At 47.1% G+C, this 17747-nt stretch carries 16 protein-coding genes and 2 tRNA genes; 7 read left to right on the top strand and 11 right to left on the bottom strand.

The annotated features are described in order from the left end of the window. Positions 1-13: 13 nt before the first annotated feature. The 4 genes from obgE to BC792_RS04755 all read right to left on the bottom strand — a co-directional run bounded on the left by obgE (position 14) and on the right by BC792_RS04755 (position 2207). Entirely contained in the window at positions 14-1015 is a 1002-nt protein-coding gene (gene obgE / locus BC792_RS04770; protein ID WP_148907846.1) for a GTPase ObgE, read from the bottom strand. A gap of 22 nt (positions 1016-1037) precedes the next feature. Then, a complete protein-coding gene (locus BC792_RS04765) occupies positions 1038-1607 on the bottom strand; it encodes an adenylate kinase (protein ID WP_148907845.1) in 570 nt (189 codons plus the stop codon). Positions 1608-1681: 74 nt separating this feature from the next. Further along, positions 1682-1755: transfer RNA gene (locus BC792_RS04760), tRNA-Arg, on the bottom strand. 378 nt (positions 1756-2133) lie between these two features. After that, positions 2134-2207 (bottom strand) — tRNA-Arg (locus BC792_RS04755). A gap of 156 nt (positions 2208-2363) precedes the next feature. Between BC792_RS04755 and BC792_RS04750 the strand changes: the two genes are divergently transcribed. Next, complete coding sequence (locus BC792_RS04750) at positions 2364-3188, top strand: alpha/beta fold hydrolase (RefSeq protein ID WP_148907844.1); 825 nt, start codon at positions 2364-2366, stop codon at positions 3186-3188. Here BC792_RS04750 and BC792_RS04745 read toward each other — a convergent pair. Beyond that, positions 3151-3978 carry a patatin-like phospholipase family protein gene (locus BC792_RS04745; RefSeq protein ID WP_148907843.1) on the bottom strand — a complete coding sequence of 276 codons (828 nt, stop codon included), beginning with the start codon at positions 3976-3978 and terminating at the stop codon, positions 3151-3153. The genes BC792_RS04750 and BC792_RS04745 overlap by 38 nt on opposite strands. Before the next feature lie 157 nt (positions 3979-4135). On the opposite strand from BC792_RS04745, the gene BC792_RS04740 reads away from it, so the two are divergent. Both BC792_RS04740 and BC792_RS04735 read left to right on the top strand, forming a co-directional pair. Then, on the top strand, positions 4136-4741 hold the full coding sequence (locus BC792_RS04740; protein WP_148907842.1) for a TetR/AcrR family transcriptional regulator: 606 nt from the start codon (positions 4136-4138) through the stop codon (positions 4739-4741). A gap of 8 nt (positions 4742-4749) precedes the next feature. Then, positions 4750-5382 carry an NAD(P)H-dependent oxidoreductase gene (locus BC792_RS04735; protein ID WP_148907841.1) on the top strand — a complete coding sequence of 211 codons (633 nt, stop codon included), beginning with the start codon at positions 4750-4752 and terminating at the stop codon, positions 5380-5382. Between the two features lie 56 nt (positions 5383-5438). Here the strand turns inward: BC792_RS04735 and BC792_RS04730 are convergent, their stop codons facing one another. Next, on the bottom strand, positions 5439-6902 hold the full coding sequence (locus BC792_RS04730; RefSeq protein WP_148907840.1) for an aminoacyl-histidine dipeptidase: 1464 nt from the start codon (positions 6900-6902) through the stop codon (positions 5439-5441). Between the two features lie 110 nt (positions 6903-7012). On the opposite strand from BC792_RS04730, the gene BC792_RS04725 reads away from it, so the two are divergent. Next, entirely contained in the window at positions 7013-8482 is a 1470-nt protein-coding gene (locus BC792_RS04725) for a glycoside hydrolase family 130 protein (RefSeq protein ID WP_148907839.1), read from the top strand. Here the strand turns inward: BC792_RS04725 and BC792_RS04720 are convergent. After that, complete coding sequence (locus tag BC792_RS04720) at positions 8428-10689, bottom strand: glycosyltransferase family 4 protein (protein ID WP_148907838.1); 2262 nt, start codon at positions 10687-10689, stop codon at positions 8428-8430. The genes BC792_RS04725 and BC792_RS04720 overlap by 55 nt on opposite strands. An 89-nt stretch (positions 10690-10778) precedes the next feature. Here BC792_RS04720 and BC792_RS04715 point away from each other — a divergent pair, with 89 nt between their 5' ends. Beyond that, complete coding sequence (locus tag BC792_RS04715) at positions 10779-11411, top strand: sugar O-acetyltransferase (RefSeq protein WP_148907837.1); 633 nt, start codon at positions 10779-10781, stop codon at positions 11409-11411. Positions 11412-11427: 16 nt separating this feature from the next. Here BC792_RS04715 and BC792_RS04710 read toward each other — a convergent pair whose 3' ends face one another. From BC792_RS04710 to BC792_RS04695, 4 genes are all read right to left on the bottom strand, one after another. Further along, positions 11428-12228: an alpha/beta hydrolase gene (locus BC792_RS04710; protein WP_148907836.1), complete on the bottom strand. Its 801-nt coding sequence runs from the start codon at positions 12226-12228 to the stop codon at positions 11428-11430. A 415-nt stretch (positions 12229-12643) separates the two neighbouring features. Beyond that, the gene (locus BC792_RS04705; RefSeq protein WP_246154842.1) at positions 12644-14299 is read right to left on the bottom strand and encodes an ABC1 kinase family protein; all 1656 of its coding nucleotides are present in this window, start codon (positions 14297-14299) and stop codon (positions 12644-12646) included. Positions 14300-14301: 2 nt separating this feature from the next. Further along, complete coding sequence (locus BC792_RS04700) at positions 14302-14964, bottom strand: hypothetical protein (protein WP_148907834.1); 663 nt, start codon at positions 14962-14964, stop codon at positions 14302-14304. A 162-nt stretch (positions 14965-15126) separates the two neighbouring features. Then, positions 15127-15735 carry a WbqC family protein gene (locus tag BC792_RS04695; protein WP_148907833.1) on the bottom strand — a complete coding sequence of 203 codons (609 nt, stop codon included), beginning with the start codon at positions 15733-15735 and terminating at the stop codon, positions 15127-15129. A 76-nt stretch (positions 15736-15811) separates the two neighbouring features. Between BC792_RS04695 and BC792_RS04690 the strand changes: the two genes are divergently transcribed. Both BC792_RS04690 and BC792_RS04685 read left to right on the top strand, forming a co-directional pair. Next, positions 15812-16678, top strand: a complete 867-nt coding sequence (locus BC792_RS04690; protein ID WP_148907832.1) for a lysophospholipid acyltransferase family protein — start codon at positions 15812-15814, stop codon at positions 16676-16678. Next, entirely contained in the window at positions 16675-17706 is a 1032-nt protein-coding gene (locus BC792_RS04685) for a glycosyltransferase family 2 protein (protein WP_148907831.1), read from the top strand. Before BC792_RS04690 ends, BC792_RS04685 begins: the two co-directional genes overlap by 4 nt. Positions 17707-17747 lie beyond the last annotated feature (41 nt).

Genomic DNA, 17747 nt, shown 5'->3' with positions numbered 1-17747 from the left:
GTAGAAATGTCTTTTATTCGCCGTTGATGGCCCGCCAGATCATGTCCTTTAATGTCTGAATATTTTTTCCGGAGACGGACGATATAAACACTGCCGGAATACCCTTGGGCAACGTTTCGGCCATTTCGGATTCGAGCTCCTCGTCCAACATATCCGATTTTGTTATTGCCAGCAACCGGGGCTTATCCATCAGCTCCGGATTATAAGCCGTGAGTTCATCCAGTAAGATCTGGTACTCTTGTTCGATGCTTCGGTCGGTATCTGCAGGAATCATAAACAGAAGAACAGAGTTTCGTTCAATATGGCGCAAAAACCGATGTCCAAGTCCTTTCCCCTGAGATGCTCCTTCGATAATGCCCGGAATATCCGCCATGACGAACGATCGGTTGTCGCGGTACCCTACAATACCAAGGTTTGGCACTAACGTGGTAAAGGGGTAATTAGCAATCTCTGGCTTCGCCGCGGAAACGACGGATAGTAATGTGGATTTTCCGGCATTGGGAAACCCTACCAGCCCAACATCGGCCAAGACTTTTAACTCGAGAATAATCCATTCCTCCTTGCCGGGCAGGCCAGGCTGCGAGAAACGGGGCGTCTGCTGGGTGGACGATTTAAAGTGCCAATTGCCGAGCCCTCCTTTTCCTCCCGGCGTCAAGACTTTTGTTTCTCCGTCTTCTGTGATATCGAACAATATCTCACCGGTTTCGGCGTTCTTGGCAATGGTTCCCAATGGTACCTCAAGAATCTCGTCTTTACCATTCGCCCCTGTTCGCAACGCGCTTCCCCCGGGTTCTCCGTTCGCTGCGATGATATGCTTTCTATATTTAAGATGCAGAAGCGTCCAGTGCTGGCTTGAGCCCTTAAGTATAATGTGGCCGCCGCGCCCCCCGTCGCCTCCATCGGGACCGCCCTTAGCTGTAAATTTATCTCTGTGCAGATGCGCAGAGCCAGCCCCTCCGTGTCCCGAACGGCAACACACCTTCACATAATCCACAAAATTTGAGCCTTGGGCCATATGTAAATATCTATGTTTTTAATTAATATTGATCGATAATAGCTGTTAACGACTCAAAAACTGTCTCGATATCACCAATACCGTTAACTTTGGACAACTTTCCCTGAGCCTCGTAATAAGGCAACACATGGATCGTCTTTTGGAAATATTCTTCTATACGTTTCTTCAGTTTGTCAGCGGCATCATCCGCCCGCCCCGAAATTTCCTGACGTTTGGCTATACGTTGTGTTAGCTCTTCTTCCGTCACATCCAATGCTACCACCCCTGTGATGCGTTGGCCGATTGATACTAAAAATTTGTCCAACGCCTCGGCCTGCGCCACGGTACGCGGAAAACCATCAAATATAAATCCTTTAGCACCTGGATTCTTTTTGATCTCTTCTTCCAGCATAGCAATCGTAATGGAATCTGGAACTAAGTTACCTTCCGCAATGATCTGGCTTACCTGTTGTCCAAGTTCTGTCTGGTTTTTTATGTGTGACCGAAAAATATCTCCCGTGGAAATATGAACTAACTGGTATTTCTCGATGAGTTTTTCTGATTGAGTACCCTTACCAGCACCTGGAGGACCGAATAAGACAAGGTTTAGCATAAGTGTAGTATTGTTTTTGTTCTTTGTTCGAAAAAAAAGCCTAATCTTGTCGGATTAGGCTTCGTGTAACTAAGTGCGCTCAAAGGGAGTCGAACCCCTAACCTTCTGATCCGTAGTCAGATGCTCTATCCAATTAAGCTATGAGCGCGGCAACCAACACATTTCGACTTATCGCCCGTATTGTTTTGGTGATGCAAATATAGGCAAAACGAAGTTGTATCCAAACTTTTTTTTCACTTTATGCCACAGATAAAGGGCAACGATCTCCTATTCAGCCCCATCCGCTTTTCGTTTTTTTGCCTTCCCATCCGTCCGGAGTACGGGCGGGTAAGCGACTTATGGCGGTTATATCTGTCGTAGATCGCCCCAACTCGCAAAGGACTGCTTCGCGCTTTATCGTTTCCCCGCGGGGGCGATAGGAAGACAAACAAAAAGGCCATGGAATTTTTGCCGGACCGGCAGAAGCGCACGGTCGCATTCTAAACAGAACGGGACAAAAGAATTCCTCTTTTGTCCCGTTATACCGTGCGCTCAAAGGGAGTCGAACCCCTAACCTTCTGATCCGTAGTCAGATGCTCTATCCAATTAAGCTATGAGCGCTCTTTTTTTATCGACCTGCTGTCGATTTTGGTGACGCAAATATCGCCACTTTTTCTATTTTTCCAAATTATTTTTCAAAAAACGGGACAAATAAAATTGCAATGGTACATATATTGTTGATTAAAAAATAATTACATTTAGTATAAATTTAATGATATGGTTGAACGCTTAATAAAGAGCAACAAAATTCGAATTGGTGACATAAGTATATCCTATTACATCAAAAAAGCAAGAATCGACTCACTAAAAACTATTATTTTCTTACACGGTTTCCCATTTAATAAAAATATGTGGCGCGAGCAGCTTACCGGACTGTCCGACGATGTAACCGGCATTGCCATCGATATACGCGGACATGGGAATAGCACCAGCGGGCACGGCTTTTTCTCCATTGACGTTTTTGCGAAGGATCTCCGCGTCTTTTTAGAAAAATTGGAAATCCAACAGGCCGTATTATGTGGCATATCCATGGGCGGCTACATTGCACTGCGCGCTTACCAATTATTTCCCGACAAGATCAATGGCCTCGTGCTTGTAGACACCCATAGCAAGGCCGACACTAACGCCGGGAGACAGAAACGCTTTGACAGCATCCAGGCTGTTCTTAATCATGGCCGGCGGCCATTTGCCATCGGCTTTGTGGAAAATGTTTTTGCGGCAAATAGCATTGAAGAAAAACCAGAGGCTGTGGAACTGATCAAAAGCAGTATCCGGCGGAACAGTATCCGCACTATTTGCGCGACCCTGTTGGCATTGGCGTCGCGTACCGACACCAGCGATAGCCTCTCCTCGATCAGCGCGCCAACACTTCTGATCCGCGGCACGGAAGACAAAATAACAGCGCGTCAGGACATGGAAGATATTGCACAGGCCGTACCGAACTCGAAATTTGTTGAAATCGAACAGTGCGGGCACCTCCCCAACTTAGAAAACCCTGAACGTTTCAACCAGCTGTTGGACGACTTTCTAAGGGAAGTTTAAGCTGGTGCTGGCTTTTTAGTGCCTGCTCTGTCAAATTATACCCCATGTCGATCAATTCTTTGGAACGGTGGAAATCCCATATACCTGCGGAATTATGGGGCACCGTAATGGTATAGTGCGGTTTATATAGTTCCAAGGTCAGTCTACTCAGCCGCCGGCGCATTGCGTAATACGATTCCTGCAATAGCGCAACGGGGTTAAGTTTGGGAACTAGCCCGTCGTCCTTCGCTGGGATCCCGTCCAGATTAACGGCAATCACGATATTTTCCTTTTTGGATACGTGGTTGACCGGAACTGGATTCAAAACGCCTCCATCTACAAGAAAACGGTTCGACCAGGAAACACCCGTAAACACCCCGGGGATGGCTATCGACGCCCGTATAGCAGCGTATATGCTTCCTTCGCGGAACAAAACCTCTTCTTCCCGTTCCAGATCGGTCGCCACTGCTGTGTATCTCAACGGCAAATCTTCTATATTAACATCGTCGAAAACCTGATGTAAGGTGTTTAGGACACGGGCTCCTTTTAATAGTCCATATCGGGGATTCGAAAAATCCATTAATTTGAATACCTGCGTCTTCGTCAACGTCTTCATCCAATCCCCCAGCTCCTGCACCCGCCGGCACGCATATGCAGCTCCTACCAGCGCACCGATGGAACATCCTACCACCTCATCCACGATAAAGCCCTGCTCTTCCAGACATTGTATCACGCCGATCTGCGTAATCCCCCTCGCCCCGCCGCTTCCGAGCACCAAGGACACCTTCTGTTGCTTATTAGCAGCTTTCATGAGGTTAAACTTAAACAAAATAAGCCTCAGTTGCAACAGAAATCCTATCCCCCGGAGCGGTCATGTCAGAAAAATGTCGATTTATCCACCAGCGTTTTTTTTAAAAAATTAATTATGATACTTTTGCTAACACTGTTAACTAAATGTTTAAACACAAATGGGAATATCCGAACGGAAGGCACGTCAGCAGGAAGAACTTCGGCAGAAGATCATCCAACAATCCTGGAGCATCATCCAGAAAGAGGGGTGGCAGGCGCTTTCGATCCGCCGCATAGCGGAGGCTATCGAATATAGCATTCCGGTTATTTACAAACATTTTCAAAACAAGGAGGCTATACAGGAATACTTTATTAAAGATGGATTCGACAAGCTGACGGTAGAAATGCTACGGGTCCAGCAGGCGGTCGTAGGTAGTGAAGCCCGTCTTCGGCAGCTGGCCTATGCGTATTGGACCTTTGCGGCGTCGCACACGGAGCACTACCGTATAATGTTCGGGCTCGGAATGCCGGCATGTGAAACGGTGAATAGCATTTCCGAGATAAAACAGATGTCCGAAACAATGTATCGGGTAATCGAAGATGTCGCGATAGAATATCAAAACGGGCATTTAGATCTGCACTTGAAGATGAAAACCTTCTGGTCTATCCTTCACGGATTTATATCCATCGAACTGCTTTCCGGAAACGGCATTCCGGACGGTCCTACTCCTGTCTTTACAGACGCTATAGAAAGTTTTATGTTCACATTAATTCACAAAAGATAAACAAAAAAATGAGCTTAATAGATGATTTACAGTGGCGCTATGCTACAAAAAAGATGAACGGCAAGGCCGTACAACAAGAAAAAGTAGACTACATCGTAGAGGCAGCGCGGCTGGCACCTACCTCGTCGGGACTGCAACCGTATAAAGTCATTGAGATTACAAACCCTGATTTAAAGGCCAAAATACAACCTATTGCGTTCGGACAATCGCAGATACAGGATGCTTCGCATCTGTTGGTGTTCGCAGCCTATGATGAGTATACGAAAGAGCGGGTAGATGCGACTTTTGCTCAGCAGGAGCAGGAAAGGGACTTGCCGGCAGGATTCTCGGATGCTTATAAAAATCAGCTTTTCGGAACACTCCAACGGCAGACGTCAGAGCAGCATTTCGCCCACGCCGCCCGTCAGGCGTACATCGGTTTCGGCCTTGCCATCGCAGCAGCGGCCGAGCAACGGGTCGATGCGACGCCTATGGAAGGTTTCGACAATGCACAGCTCGACGAATTGCTTGGGCTTCCCGCTTTAGGACTTAGGTCGGTGACGATCTTAGCTCTCGGGTATAGGGATGCAGAGAACGACTGGTTGGTAAACCTTAAGAAAGTGCGTGTACCAAAAGAGGATTTCGTAATTCGACACAACTAAACAACAACGAGAGGCATCGCCTTTGGAAGTATCCAAAGGCATGCCTTATTTGTTTATCAGCTGGAAGCCGGCGTATTCCTAAGAACGGCCAACAACAACGACCAGAATTTTCTCACTGACGATATGGAAACCCGTTCCTCCGGAGAATGTGCACCCCTGATTGTCGGGCCGAAGGACACCATATCGATTCCCGGATAGATGCCCGCCAGAATACCACATTCCAGTCCGGCGTGGCAAGCGACGACCTGAGGTTCCTCGCCGAAGAGGTCCATATACGTTTCTTTTACCGTGCGCAATATCGCGGAATCCGGATCAGGCGTCCAACCGGGATAGTCTCCCGATAACTCTACATGCGCTCCCGCCAGTTCAAAACAGCTCCTCAGGGCATTCGAAAGGTCTTCTTTTGAAGATTCCACCGACGAACGGGTAAGGCATTTTACAACAATGTTTCCACCTCCGACATCAACGCGCGCAATATTATTGGATGTCTCCACGAGCCCGTCGAACGCAGGGCTCATTCGGTATACACCGTTAGGTGCGGCATAGATGGCTTTTATGAGCTTCTCATGCATCTTGCGTGGAACCACATCCTCGGGAGAAGCCAGCGACTCAACAAGCTGTATCGCAAGTTCAGGCTCAACGTGCCCGTACTCTTTTGTTAACAGGCTGCGCAGCTTGCTGATCGTATCGACCAGGGCTTCTTTATCCTCCCGCCCCACCACCAGCGTAGCCGTACTTTCTCTGGGGATGGCGTTACGCAACCCTCCTCCTTCTATACCTGCTAGCCGTATATCGAAAGGCAAAAGCTCGAAAAGTATTCTATTTAAGATCTTGTTTGCATTGCCGAGCCCTTTATGTATATCCATTCCGGAGTGTCCACCTTTCAGCCCTTTCACCGCAAGGGTATAAGCCTGAGAGCCCGGCGACACCGCTTCGGGCGTATAGCTGATACGTGCCGTTATATCGACGCCCCCCGCGCAGCCGATATCAATTTCACTATCGTCTTCGGTGTCAAGATTCAACAGGATACTACCCTTCAGCAACCCTTTCTGGAGTCCCTTCGCACCGGTCATGCCCGTCTCTTCGTCGATGGTAAACAGTGCTTCAAGCGGTGGATGCGCGATATCTGTAGAGGCTAAGACGGCCATAATAGCAGCAACACCAAGCCCATTGTCGGCGCCCAATGTGGTACCTTTCGCCTTTACCCAATCTCCGTCCACATACATCGTAATTCCCTGATTCTCGAAGTCGAACACGGTGTCGTTATTTTTCTGATGAACCATATCCAGATGCGACTGCAGGATGACCGTCTTACAGTGGCCCATACCGGCAGTTGCATCTTTGCGTATCAGCACATTCCCTACGTCATCCTTTAGCGCCTCAAGTCCTAAGCCAGTTCCAAAGTCTAACATAAACTGAACAATACGGTCTTCCTTTTTCGACCCTCTAGGTACAGCATTCAACTGTTCGAAATACTGCCATACCGCACGGGGTTCGATGTGTTCTAATATTTTATCCATATGGTTATCGTAGTTTAGGCCAAAAATACACATTCTCCCAACAACGGCCTGTCAACTTATGCCAAACAATTTTCTGTCAAGAACGATTATTATAATAAATAGCAAAAACTATGGCTGTACAAGTAGAACGTAAACCTATTATATTTAGTCCGGACTCCAAACGCGTGTTAGCCCGGTTCTTTCAGCTCGGCGAGGACAGATCGATAAAAATCATCCGGCGGGTTTTGGAACTGCCGAAAAACCGGCAAAACGAGCTATTGAACACGATTCTCCGCAATTTTTCAAAAAGGCACCGCAGCGTGGTTTCCATTTTGGAAAAGAATTTCCGGCGGCTGACACCGGTCATAAAAAAGATGAACCTTGGAAACCGGGAGATAACATATAAAGAAAGGCTGATCATCGGGGCTTACTTTACCATGGAGTATTCTATCGAGGCCGCTGCCTTTTTTAATCCATCGATCATTGAAGATATCGACCAGTCTCAGCTGAGAGATGGGGAAAAACGCGTGATACTGAGCTTCCGTGCGACCGGTGAAGGGCATGTATCCTCCATTGTTTTCCGCTCGGGCGTGATCGACGAGCAGCTCAACATTCATTTAGATGAAGTAGGACGTCTATTGGAGAAACCCAAGCAGATCAAGAATCACCAGTATGAAAAAGAGGATTTCCTTGCCAAATTAGTAGCGCTACACGCTCCAGAAGAAGAAATGCTCCGCATCATCACCAACAAACTGACAAAAACATTCACGTACGAAGAGCTTCGGCGTTTTGTGCGGGAAATTAAAGAGGAACACACGCTTTCGCTGGACAGTGAAACGTTGGCGAACCAAATGATGTGGCTGGCATCGTCGCATTACGAAATGACCTATTCCTTAGATACTGCTATTTCGGAGCGTGTGATCTTCCCGCTGGCCGAAACTGAAATAAGGGGGATCGAAGATGCCCGTTTTGTCAGATTTCAGGACGAAAAAGGGCATATCACCTATTATGCCACCTACACGGCCTACGATGGTTTTTCCATTCTGCCCAAACTACTGTCTACGAAAGACTTTATCCATTTTAAGGTACAGCCCATCAACGGAAAGATTGCCAACAAAGGAGCAGCGCTATTCCCGCGTAAGATCAATGGCAAGTACGCCATGCTAAGCCGTGTGGATGGCGAGAACAACTACATCTCCTTCTCCGACAACATCACCAACTGGCACGAAGATATCATCCTCCTACAGGAGCCAAAAGAGCCATGGGAGTTTGTCCAGCTGGGGAACTGCGGATCGCCCGTGGAAACGGAAAAGGGATGGCTGGTCATCACGCATAGCGTGGGCCCAATGCGTATGTATACATTGAGTGCGGCGCTGCTGGACCTAGAAGACCCTACAAAGATAATTGGCCGATCAAAACAGCCGATATTATCACCCACGACTACTGAACGCGAAGGCTATGTGCCCAATGTCGTGTACTCCTGTGGGCAGATGATACATAACGGACATCTCATCATTCCGTATGCGATGTCCGACTATGCATCGAGTTACGCGACCGTGAACGTCGAGGATTTACTAGCCGAACTTTTGGCTAATGGGTGATTTTTCAGAGCACGATACATGTGTACGGTAGACAACCAGAACGTTATCGTGCTCTCCGCGCCCTGGTTTCTGTTGACGCCATAGGATTCCAGTCCGTCACAACAGCCTCCAGTCTCCTTATCGAACAGGTTAAGCTGCAGATCGTTGCCTCCTAAAAACCATTGATACGACCGTTCCACGCGCTCCCTGTAAATTGGACGACGGTCGATCTTATAAAGCTCCTCGTACATCAGCATCGTACTGTAAACTTCGATTGGCTGCTGTCCAAACTCTGCAAGCGGGGAACCTGCAGCGTACCACCCGTCGTTGCCGATCAAGGAGAGCTCTTGCTTTCTGAAAAGTATTCCGTCGAGGAATGAGGCCGATGCCAGGGCGATCTGTTCCACATCGTCCATATGCAAATAAACATTGGCCCGTAACAAAGCCGTAGGGATAATAGCATTGTCGTAAGACACTATCTTCTCAAACCACTCCCAGTCTACGCCCTTGTTCGCATTGAACTCGTGACAGATAAACTGTACCAGCCCTCTTAGCTCAGCAATGAAACCTTCGTGCTGGGGAGCCTGTTCGAGATAATGTGCTACGCCGAGAACACAGTAAGCTATTGCCCTAATGGAACGGAGCTTCTGCAGATGTGGCCTCGCCCGCTCAAACATCTCCTTTCCGATCTGATGAAAGCTCGCGTTTGTCCGGCTCCGCACCAGATAACCCAGCGCCCAGATACAGCGCCCAAATGCATCTTCCGATCCCACATCTTCCAAAAACCGGTTGTCAAAACTCATGAAATTTTTGAAGTTTCCATCCGCTCGCTGGGCGTAATGTATATAACTCACATACGTAGAGATCAGATCCATGACGTCCCTATCAGGGTGGTCTTCCTGAACCATCAGCGCCAGCAACAATGCGCGGGCATTGTCGTCGAGACAATATCCATGATGATAATTGGGCGTTGCGTAAGTCGCGTGTTGAATGATCCCCACCTGATTTGTTAACCTGCGGACGTGTTGTAAATCCAATGGAGGTAACTCCAGCTTCTTGTTATGCGATTTCTTGTCCTGGTCGAAAACATACTGTTGTCTTGATTCTAGAAATAGTTCCATATACTGAAGTGCAAGTTTGTTCCATGACAAATCAAATTTGAGGCCTGCTACACGCGTCCGGACGGCCTGCAACCGACGGTCGTCTTCGAGAAGGTGTACGAGTTCCCTGCTCAGTCCTTCATGGTCTTTGAAATTAAAAAGTATGCCGCGTCCTTTGGCCAAAGCCTCTTTCGCATGCCAATAGGGAGTCGATATAACACATGCACCCGCTCCCATAGCGAAAGATAGTGTTCCACTCGTAATCTGGGCCTCATTCAGATAGGGTGTAATGTAAATATCGCAGGCCGAAAGATAGGTCGCCAGCCGCTCGTTCTCGATGAACGAGTTGTCGAACACAACATGCTGACGCAGGCCCAACTCGTCGACTAATGCGTGCAGGTGGTGCCGGTATTCTTCCCCCTCATGCTTTAACACATTGGGATGCGTCCTGCCCACCACAAGGTACACCACATCGGGAAAACGTCTGACAACTTCCTGCAATGCTTTAATGGCAACATCGATACCTTTATTCCGGCTCAGAAAACCAAATGTCAAAAGCACACGTTTGCCGGCAAGTCCGAGGGCCGATTTTGCTTCGCGGTTTCCGAGCGGATAAGAAGGAACCCCGTGTGGTATCACTACGATCTTGGATAGCGGGACGCTATAAACGCGCTGTAAGATCCCCACGGCATATGTCGTCATGACAATCAGCTTGTCTGCCCGCTGCACGATCTCCTCCAACACGGCTTTTTCATCGACAGAAGGGTTCTCCAACACGGTATGGAGGTTGACCAGTAGCGGAATACGCAGCCTTTTGAGCAATGACAGGATATAGCCGCCGCTATTCCCGCCATAAATTCCGTACTCATGCTCGAGTAAGCACACGTCGTATGCCCCACTGTTGATAATGCTTGCTGCTCCTATATAGTGCTGTCTGGATCCTTGTTCAATTTCATAGACCACTTCGCTGGGGTAGTCGTAAGCGCCTTTTTCGTCGGACACGGCAAATACGTGCTGATCAATAACCTGTTGATGATCATTGTAATACACCGCTTTGATGAGGTCGTTGGTAAAGGTGGCAATTCCGCATTGCCTAGGTACGTAGGTACTGATATATGCTATTTTCATGGCGAGTCTCCTAGTAGGAGAATCGGTTTTTTACATCTTTTGTTTTCTAAAAGTAGAAACGTTAATAATTTTCGCTATTTTTCTGTGGTATGTATAAGACGAAAACATCCAAAGAAAAAATGGTTGCTGGCGAAATTTATAAAGCATCCGGAAAAGAGCTATTTGAAGAACGGCAGCATGCGAAGGAGCAGCTATTTCTGTTTAACAACTTAGAGCCATCCAAGATAAAGGCACGAAAACAACTGCTAAAGAAGCTGTTGGGAGGCACCACTTCACGTTTTTATATTGAACCACCGTTCCGATGTGACTATGGCTATAATATATATCTTGGTGACAACTTTTACGCCAATTATAATCTCACCATCCTTGATTGTGCGCCTGTACGTATCGGAGACAATGTGATGATGGGCCCTAACGTTTCGCTTTTTACGGCTGGTCATCCTATAGACGCAGCGATGCGTGCGTCGGGCTGGGAGTTCGCCAAACCTATCGTGATTGGCGATAACACCTGGATTGGGGGGCAGACGGTTGTTAATCCGGGCGTGCAGATAGGGCGAAACGTTGTTATAGGCGCCGGCGCAGTGGTTACAAAAGATATACCCGACAATGTGGTTGCCGCCGGTAATCCCTGTCGGGTTCTCAGGGAAATTACCGAGCGGGACCGACAGTTCTTCTATAAAAACGAACGGTTCCGGGACGAAGATATGGACAGCGCTGTGTAGCTATGCTTATACCCTTTTATTCTTGTTTTAATATGCGGTTGATTTCGTCGATAAGCACCGGAAAGCCGGGATAAGTCATATCATGTCCATATCCCTGAAATTCGAAAAGACGGACATCATTATGTCCGGCAATCGACAACATTCTCTTCAAATAGGCGTTCTCCTCGTACCGACCCAGCATTTCTTTTTCGCGGTCGCCCGTTAAAAGGACAATCGGCGGAGCGTCGGAACGCACCCAATATAAAGGAGCCAATGGCCCGACCGTTGGTTGTTTCTCCGCAATCCCCTGTTCTTTTCTCGCGGTGAAGTGGGTTATAGCCTGTCCGCTGAACGAAATAACACCTTTTAGCCGGTCGGCATCTATCCCTTCAGCATGCAGGTAAGCTTTGTTTAAGCCTAACATCAAGGCCAGATAACCACCAGCGGAGTGACCGGAGAGAAACACCTTGGTGCGGTCGATACGATAGCGTTCAGCGTGCTTGATGACAAACGATACTGCTTTGGCGGCATCAGAAATGATGTCCTCTACTTTAACGTTGGGCGCGAACCGGTAACCTACGCCAACAACGACCAAACCTTTGTTTTTCAAAAACTCAGGGATCTCTTTTCTTCCTCCGGTAAGACCGCCTCCATGGTACCAAACAACCACGGGCCTCTGCTCGCCCGAAGTGGGATAATATATGTCTACCAGACATTGCTCCCGCTGATAGGAAGAACCAGCTTTTTCCACGTATGCAATATTCTCTTCCGTCCGGTAGTCCTGCCCAAACGTAGTTAATGTTCCGAACGATAAAAATAACAGTAACAGTGTCTTCATGTTGTTTCGTTTTTAAAATGGTTACCAAACCTAAATAAAATGCTTCACATTCGCGAACACCATAGTATAAAAAAACTATTGCATAATAGGGGCATTGGTTTAGATTCGCCCTGCGGTATTCATGCGGCCCTGTTAGGAATGAATATCAGCAATCTATTCCCCCCTTTCCGAACCGGAGATCGCAACGTCGACGACTCTATGGTTACGTCATCCGGTCTCGCATACGAACTCCACCCGCTGCAATTTTCAAAAACATGACGGAAAAAGAAACGTCCGTAGCGGGGAACTGCGGACGTTTACCAAACCAATTATTAACCTATTATGAATTTTATATAGTATACCTAAATAACGACATCATCTGCCGCATAGTACCTAAAGGAATTTTTTTATATATTTTTTTAACGTATTTTAACAGCTACTTACTTCTAACCAGATAGATAAGAAGTATTCCTGAAAGAATGAAGCTAACTAAAAATCCCAACCAGGAAAGTATCGGCATGCCCCACAGCAGGTATCCAACGCGGCCGTGTGCGAGGATACTTGCGCCGACGCCAAATGTCATGGCAAGTATAGATAACAGGAACTTATTTCCAATACGATGAAGAATAAGCTGCATCCGGTCGAAGTCGTGAATCCTGTGGTTGAAGGACAGTTTATCTGATTTTACTTTTTCCAGCACCGCAATCATATCCTCAGGAACCTCGGTTAGCACCTCTTTGATAAACTTACTTTTCTCCAGCAGTTTCTTTTTAAGATAGTCAGACGACATTTTATCCTGCGCTATCTTCTTTGCGAAAGGTTTAATGCTTTCAGGGATGTTTAGCCGTGCATCAAGCTGCCGGCCTGTACCTTCCAGGATAGAAACACCACGTAGTAAAATATATACGAAGTCGGGAAGCAAAATGTTATTGTACTGCAACACCTTATTCAACTTTCGAAGCATGACCGAAATGTCAATATCTTCTAGCGCATTCTCTTCAATCATCTGAAAAATCTCGTACGCATCTCTTTCCAGTTGGCGCTCGTCCTGTATGTGATGCAGGACGGCCAACCTTTTGATATTGCGGATAAGATCCTTTGCGTCATTCATCAAAAAGTTGATCACCATCCTTTCAATGATATCCCGATCGCGCGGAATCATAAAACCCATGGAGCCGAAATCTATAAAGACTACTTGGCCTCTGTCGTTTACCAGCACATTTCCCGGATGCGGATCGGCGTGGAAAAAGCCATGTTGAAGCACCTGTTCGAGATAGAGGTCCAAGCAACGTTGCAACGTTGCTGCAGAAGATAGGCCGTACTGCTGTAGGCCGGCTATATCGTTAAGCTTGATCCCGTCAATATACTCCATACACAACAGTTCATCATTACTATACTCCCGATATACTTTAGGAACGTACACTTGTCCGTTGTCTTTAAAATTACGCCTAAAACGCTCAATATTATTCAGTTCATTCGTAAACGACAGCTCGTCCGTCAGCGCACTGGCAAACGATTGAACAATCTCATAGAGGTTTATTTTCTGGATAACCTCGTATTTCTTGCGTAATAATCGGACAAGGTCCTGTATAAAATCCAGATCGGCATATACAATCTCCTGAACACCGGTCCGCCTAACCTTGATAACAACCTTATCACCGTTTCGGAGGACGGCCCTATAGACCTGACCGATAGAGGCGGCTGCTATCGGCACATCATCGATATGCGTAAAATGGTCTGATGCTTCGATATTTAAGGATGTCCGAAGTTTATCTATGACATTAATTGGCTCGGGTGGTACTTCATCCTGCAGCTTAACCAGCTCCCTCCGCATTTCATGGGGAATAATATCAGCCCTATTGCTCAGCAGTTGCCCCAGCTTTATAAAGGTTGGCCCAAGTTCCTCCATGGCTAGGCGGATGCGGATATTGAAATCTTCCTCAAAGATCTTTCGGGTATGCGTATTCCATAATAAAAAGCTGTCAGGTATGAGCCGATCAATATTCGACCGGGAAATGATTTCTTCGAATCCGTGCTTTGACAAAATCCGCAAAATCTGTCCGACACGTTTTATTTTATGGACGCCATACATAATTAATCTTTATAGGTATCTATGCCGATTACGCGGGTGACCCTTTCGCTCAGCCGGGTTATATCCGATTTTAGTCCAACCATAATCGTCAGGAACTGGACTGGATTACCTTCAATTTTTCGGAAATTATAAAGATAGCCAATTTCTGCTCCTATAAAAAAACCGGAAAATTTATAGTCGGATCCCACGCCCACCTTTCCCGCCAGCGTGAGGGAGCGTTTATTCGACATCTGTAAAATCTCTCCCGCAACGTCGCCCCGTGGCTCGGTTATCAGCCCAATTGCCGGCCCTATATATCCGTAAGTGTTCAACCTTTTGAACTGCTTACGGCGTCCGGCGGCGAGGCTTAACATGTAGAAGCTCGCCCGGCCATTCTTTACCATATAATTGTAGTCGGGATCCGGCAAAAGCTGGTCATACCCGAAGGTTAACATATACAAGGTCGGAGTTAGAAAGTAGCTGGGGTTCTTTAAAGCAATATCTAAACCTGCGCTTCCCGAAAAGAGCCTGGTTGTCAGGGCCTCCCCCGTTTTACCTAAAGGGAACGAGAGCCCCGTACCTCCAAAGTAGTATATTTTACGGAAGTGCAGCGTGTCGGCCTCCGTTTGGGCAGCTACTTTTCCGAACCCTATACTTATGAAAAGAAGAGCAAACAGTTTTCCCATGAAATCCGGTTTACTATCTCAACAGCGAGCGCGCAAAAATGTTCTCATATTTTTGGAAAGCCGATAATTATTTTTGCGTCCATCCCCAATGACGGGTGAAGCTTATGCACGAGGGCAATAGATATCCGGAAGGTAGACAGCCGGGGTTCGCCAATTCGTGCTTTACAGGTAATTCCGACTTTGAGGCCCTTGATTAAACAACAGATCGACAATGCTTAGCTCAGGAAGAAAACCATGCTTTTCTGAGAAAACCTGGTAATAGGGCTTAGGAGCGGTCCAAACGCTCTCTTTTTTAGGGTGAATTTCCCTTCTGAAATCGTGCGGTTCCACAAGAGGAATATATGTCGACGTGGGCACAATATCGCGACGGATTTTTAAGCACTTAAGAATAAGCTCGAGCTGGCTGAGGTTGAAATCGAATAAAAAGTCGTGACGCTTATTGTAAAATTGCAGGAAGTCATCCTCATAGTACTCAAAGTAAGCCGAGCTACGATACGCCGTCTGCAGGCTAAGCCAGTGTAGGCGTTGCCAATCAAATTCGTAGTTAATGCGGATGTCCTTCATCGGCACATGTTCTTTCCGTCCGTGTATGATGGGGACGATGAGGTCAAGCGTACCATTGGCAGTTGCAATTTTCGTCCGCGTTCTATAGCTCTGTTTTGGATAATGTTCGAACCTTTCTAACAGGATTGGCTGATCTGTTTGTTGGATAATATGAAAATAACTGACAGGCGGTAGATAAAAAGCGGGTAAAAGCAACTGTGATTCCATCGATTTTAACTATTTTAGGCAAAAGTAAACTTATTTAGGGATATTTGCAGGGAATCCCAGGAATTTGACCGTATTCATGAGAAAAAAAAGCATAGCTTCGCTGCTCTATATTTTTTCGTTGCTACCGTTTTGGGTACTCTACAGTATATCAGACGTACTGTATTTTACGTTGTTCTACCTGGTACGATATCGTAGAAAAGTGGTATTCGAGAACCTCAAAAACTCCTTCCCTGAAAAATCGGAAGTGGAGCGTCATCATATTGCGAAAAAATTCTATCGCTTTTTCCCCGATCTGATTGTCGAGGCTATAAAAATGCGGACGATAAGCCGGGAAGAGGTGATCAAACGTATCGAATTACTTAACGAAGAGGAGATACTCAGGCATCTAAAAAATGGAAAAGGCGTAGTCGGAGTAACAGCACACTACGGCAACTGGGAATTGGGAATCCACCGCTTGTCCCTGATGACGGAGTCGCCACGGTTGGTCATCTACAAGCCGCTCAACGACACGGATTTCAACGACGTCTACAACAGTCTCCGTTCGCGTTTCGGCGCGGTCATGGTGCCGATGAAACAGATCCTGAGGCATATCGTGCGGCTACGGAACGCACCGCATATCAGCATGTTTGTTGCGGATCAAACGCCGACTTACCAAGACTCGGACTATTTCATGGAATTCCTGAATCAGGATACGCTCGTTTACACCGGAACCGAACGGATCGCCCGGATGACGGGTAATCCGGTTGTATATTGCCATATTGGCCGAAAGCCCAAACGGGGGCACTATTACTGCCAATTTACGACACTCGTGGAAAGGCCCGAAGAGTTTCGGCCCCACGCTATAACGGACCTTCACAATCATTTTACAGAAAAAATGATCCGCGAACAGCCAGCGTATTGGCTTTGGTCGCATAGACGTTGGAAAAGAAAACGCAGAACATGAAACATTACCCAAAAGTGGCTGTTGTTATTCTCAATTGGAATGGCAGATTTTTCCTGGAGAAATTTCTTCCGTCCGTATACAATAGCACCTACCCTAACATAGAATTTATCATCGGCGATAACGCTTCAACCGACGATTCCGTCCGTTTTGTTCAAGAAACCTATCCGTCGATACGTATTATCCGTAACGAAGCGAATCTTGGCTTCGCCGGGGGGTACAACGAGGTATTAAAGTTGGTGGACGCCGATTACTTTGTTCTATTAAACTCCGACGTCGAAGTTACTCCTAACTGGATTGAACCGGTTGTAGAATATCTGGACTCGGAACACGAAATGGCTGCGGCCCAGCCTAAAATATTAGCCTACCACGAGAAGGGGCTTTTTGAACATGCCGGTGCCGCGGGCGGATATATTGACCGGTACGGCTATCCGTTTTGCCGGGGACGCCTGTTTCATGAGATCGAAGCGGACAGGCGTCAATACGACGATACTTGCGAAATATTCTGGGCAACGGGAGCGGCCTTGTTTATCAAAGCAGCTGCCTGGCGACAGTCGGGCGGTTTTGATGCCGACTTCTTCGCCCATATGGAAGAAATCGATCTGTGCTGGCGGCTCAAACGCATGGGATATAAAATCGGATATGTGGCCACTTCTACGGTTTACCACGTGGGTGGTGGAACACTGCAGGCGAGTAACCCCAAGAAGACCTATCTGAACTTCCGGAACAATCTGGTTATGCTTCAGAAAAATCTGCCATTGCTGACCGCAGTATGGGTAATTTTCGCGCGTCTCTGGCTCGACCTGCTGGCTTTAATCAAATTTCTCGTTGACCGCAAACCGCGGGATGCCTGGGCAATTAGCCGGGCACATCAGTATTTTTTCCTACACATTGTTAAAAACGCAAAAAAACGAAAAAAATACGACAGCACGGAGAACTTGAAGGGGCTATACACAAAAAGCATTTTATGGGCCTTTTACGTGAATAAAATCCGGAAATTTTCCGGATTGAAAGGCGAAAATTTCCGTTAGTGCACACGCTGTCGAATGGACATCCGTCGGCGGCCTTTCCA

Source organism: Sphingobacterium allocomposti (genome assembly GCF_008124885.1).
Classification (GTDB): Bacteria; Bacteroidota; Bacteroidia; order Sphingobacteriales; family Sphingobacteriaceae; genus Sphingobacterium; species Sphingobacterium allocomposti.
Note: the sequence above shows the minus strand (reverse complement) of the source record. Positions and strands in the feature narration are given on the sequence as shown.

What these genes read in the sequence shown, in the direction of transcription:
- BC792_RS04700 (WP_148907834.1), bottom strand. Translation starts at nt 14,964, where the DNA reads ATGGGAAAACTGTTTGCTCTTCTTTTCATAAGTATAGGGTTCGGAAAA.
- BC792_RS04690 (WP_148907832.1), top strand. Translation starts at nt 15,812, where the DNA reads ATGAGAAAAAAAAGCATAGCTTCGCTGCTCTATATTTTTTCGTTGCTA.
- BC792_RS04715 (WP_148907837.1), top strand. Translation starts at nt 10,779, where the DNA reads ATGTATAAGACGAAAACATCCAAAGAAAAAATGGTTGCTGGCGAAATT.
- BC792_RS04745 (WP_148907843.1), bottom strand. Translation starts at nt 3,978, where the DNA reads ATGAAAGCTGCTAATAAGCAACAGAAGGTGTCCTTGGTGCTCGGAAGC.
- obgE (WP_148907846.1), bottom strand. Translation starts at nt 1,015, where the DNA reads ATGGCCCAAGGCTCAAATTTTGTGGATTATGTGAAGGTGTGTTGCCGT.
- BC792_RS04725 (WP_148907839.1), top strand. Translation starts at nt 7,013, where the DNA reads ATGGCTGTACAAGTAGAACGTAAACCTATTATATTTAGTCCGGACTCC.
- BC792_RS04765 (WP_148907845.1), bottom strand. Translation starts at nt 1,607, where the DNA reads ATGCTAAACCTTGTCTTATTCGGTCCTCCAGGTGCTGGTAAGGGTACT.
- BC792_RS04730 (WP_148907840.1), bottom strand. Translation starts at nt 6,902, where the DNA reads ATGGATAAAATATTAGAACACATCGAACCCCGTGCGGTATGGCAGTAT.
- BC792_RS04695 (WP_148907833.1), bottom strand. Translation starts at nt 15,735, where the DNA reads ATGGAATCACAGTTGCTTTTACCCGCTTTTTATCTACCGCCTGTCAGT.
- BC792_RS04685 (WP_148907831.1), top strand. Translation starts at nt 16,675, where the DNA reads ATGAAACATTACCCAAAAGTGGCTGTTGTTATTCTCAATTGGAATGGC.
- BC792_RS04705 (WP_246154842.1), bottom strand. Translation starts at nt 14,299, where the DNA reads ATGTATGGCGTCCATAAAATAAAACGTGTCGGACAGATTTTGCGGATT.
- BC792_RS04750 (WP_148907844.1), top strand. Translation starts at nt 2,364, where the DNA reads ATGGTTGAACGCTTAATAAAGAGCAACAAAATTCGAATTGGTGACATA.
- BC792_RS04720 (WP_148907838.1), bottom strand. Translation starts at nt 10,689, where the DNA reads ATGAAAATAGCATATATCAGTACCTACGTACCTAGGCAATGCGGAATT.
- BC792_RS04710 (WP_148907836.1), bottom strand. Translation starts at nt 12,228, where the DNA reads ATGAAGACACTGTTACTGTTATTTTTATCGTTCGGAACATTAACTACG.
- BC792_RS04740 (WP_148907842.1), top strand. Translation starts at nt 4,136, where the DNA reads ATGGGAATATCCGAACGGAAGGCACGTCAGCAGGAAGAACTTCGGCAG.
- BC792_RS04735 (WP_148907841.1), top strand. Translation starts at nt 4,750, where the DNA reads ATGAGCTTAATAGATGATTTACAGTGGCGCTATGCTACAAAAAAGATG.